The sequence below is a fragment of the Sphingomonas sp. genome (assembly GCF_051962185.1).
Taxonomy (GTDB): domain Bacteria; phylum Pseudomonadota; class Alphaproteobacteria; order Sphingomonadales; family Sphingomonadaceae; genus Sphingomonas.
Window position 1 is genome coordinate 1 of sequence record NZ_JBQCCN010000132.1, and the last position, 2784, is coordinate 2784.

Sequence of the window (2784 nt, forward strand, 5' to 3'; positions counted from 1 at the left end):
CTCGGCCGACCAGCGCCAGGTGTGGCTCCACGCCATCATGGCGCCGGACATGCCGCTCTATAACGAGTCGATCACGATCCATCGCTTCGGCAGTTTCGACCGCGGCGCGATGGAGCGCAGCGTCAACGAGATATTGCGCCGCCACGAGGCGTGGCGGACGGCGTTCGTCGAAGAGAAGGGCGTGCTGGTACAGCGCGTGCGCGAGCATCAGGACATCCCGCTGCCGTATGACGACGTCAGCCATCTGCCCGAGGCCGAGCGTGATGCCGCCGCCTTGGCGATCGGCCAGGAGGATGCCCGGCGCGCGATCGACCTGAGCGATGCGCCGCTGTTCCGTGCGCGGATCATCAAGCTCGCCGACGACAATCACCGGCTCTATTTCACGCTCCATCACATCATCTTCGATGGCGTCGCGATCTATCGCGTGATCGTGCCCGAACTGGCGAAGCTGTACGACGCCTTCTCGCGCGGCGCGCCGTCGCCGCTGCCGATGCCGGCGCTGCAATATGGCGATTATGCGGTGTGGCAGCAGGAGCATCTCAAGAGCGCGCCGATCCAACGCCAAATCGATTACTGGCGCCGCACGCTCGCCGACGCGCCGCCCAAGCTCGAACTGGTCGGCGACCGCACCAAGCCGGCGCGCCCGACCCATGCCGGGTCGATGGAAGTCTTCGAGATCCCGAACGCCCTGATCGAGAATCTCAAGCAGGTCGGCCGGCGCCACGGCGTAACGCTCTACATGACCCTGCTCGCCGCCTATCACGCGCAGCTCCATCTCTACACGGGTGAGGACGACATCATCGTCGGCGGGGTCACTGATCTCCGCCGCCGTCCCGAGCTCGAGAATGTCGTCGGCTATTTCCTCAACACGATCTCGCTGCGCGCCAAGCCCAAGGGCGAGACGCGGTTCAGCGACTTCCTGATCGAGGTCCGCGATTCGGTGCTCGGCGCGCTGGCCGCGAGCGAAGCGCCGTTCGACGAAGTGGTCCGCGCGCTCGACGTCAAGCGTCAGCCGGGCACGCATCCCTTGTTCAATTGCCTGTTCTCGATCGAGCCGCCGGTCGATCCCTTCCCCGCCGGCTGGGACCTGACCCAGATGGACGTCGTGGTCGGCGGCGCCAAGTTCGACCTCTATCTCGAGCTCGACGAACGCCAGAACGAAGGGATGCACGGCCGCTTCCTCTATTCGACCGAATTGTTCGATCCGTCGACGGTGCGGCGGATGATCGGGCATTACATGACCATCCTCGAAGGTATCGTCGCCGACGCGACGCTGCCGCTCAAGGACTTGCCATTGCTCGGTGCCGAGGAACGGCAGCATCTGCTGGTCGACTGGAATGCGACCGAGGTCGCGCCGCCGCCGGCCCTGCTGCCGGGCGCGTTCCGCGTACAGGTCGCGGCGCGGCCCGATGCCGTCGCGATCCGCTTCGGCGACCAAGGGGTGAGCTATGCCGCGCTCGACGCGCGCGCCGATGCGATCGCGTCGGGTCTCCATGAGGCGGGGATCAAGCAGGGCGATCTGGTCGGCATCTGCCTCGATCGCTCGCCCGACATGGTCGCGGCGTTGCTGGCGGTGCACCGGGTCGGTGCGGCCTATCTGCCGCTCGACCCCGATTTCCCGGCGGCGCGGCTCGATTACATCGCCCGGGACGCCGGCGCTGCCGCCTTGCTGAGCGAGAAGAAGCTCGGCCACGTCCTGCCCGATTGCCCGCTGCCGCGACTGCTGATCGACGACATGAATGCGACGGCCAAGGTGCCGCCGGTCGCCGTCGCGCCCGACGATCTTGCCTATGTGCTCTACACCTCGGGCTCGACCGGCAATCCCAAGGGCGTCGAGATCAGCCATGGCGCGTTGATCAACCTGCTGGAGTCGTTCCGCGCGACCCCGGGCTTCACCGCCGAGGACTCGCTGCTCGCGGTCACGACCCTGTCGTTCGACATCGCCGGGCTCGAACTGTTCCTGCCGCTGATCAGCGGCGGCGAGTTGATCCTCGCGCCGAAGAGCGTCACCGCCGATCCGCGCCAGCTCGACGAATTGTTCGTCAGCGCCGAGCCCAGCGTCATGCAGGCCACCCCCGCGACTTGGCGCGCGTTGATCGAGGCCGGCTGGCAGGGCTCGCCGACCCTGCGCATCCTGTGCGGCGGCGAAGCGCTGCCGCGCGATCTCGCCGAAAGCCTGATCCAGCGCTCGGGCGAGTTGTGGAACGTCTACGGCCCGACGGAGACGACGATCTGGTCCACCGTCGCGCGCGTCGTGCCGGGCGACGGCCCGGTGCCGATCGGCCGCCCGCTCGCCAACACCAGCATCCATATCCTCGACCGATATCGCAACACCGCGCCGATCGGCGTGGTCGGCGAATTGTTCATCGGCGGCGCGGGTCTGGCGCAGGGCTATCGCCACCGCCCCGATCTCACCGCCGAGCGTTTCGTTACCATCCGGGGCGAGCGGCTGTACCGCACCGGCGATCTCGCCCGCTACCAGCCCGACGGCACGATCCTGTGCCTCGGCCGCGTCGACAATGACGAGAAGATCCGCGGCTATCGCGTCGCGGTCGAGGAGATCGAAGGAGCGCTGGCCGAACATCCCGCAATCGTCGCCGCCGCCGTGCGGAGCTGGCCCGATGCCTCGGGCGAACGCGCGCTCGCCGCCTATCTCGTCACGCGCGGCGACGACATGCCGAGCCGCGCCGATCTGCGCGCGCATCTCGGCAAGACGTTGCCCGATTACATGATCCCCTCGCATTTCGAGCATCTCGACGCATTGCCGATGACGCCGAATGCGAA

At 67.4% G+C, this 2784-nt stretch carries 1 protein-coding gene; it reads left to right on the plus strand.

Annotation, left to right across the window (positions count from 1 at the left end; translation table 11 throughout):
* The coding region (locus tag ACTHJR_RS07865; protein WP_440522574.1) for a non-ribosomal peptide synthetase at window positions 1–2784 on the plus strand (2784 nt) is incomplete at both ends.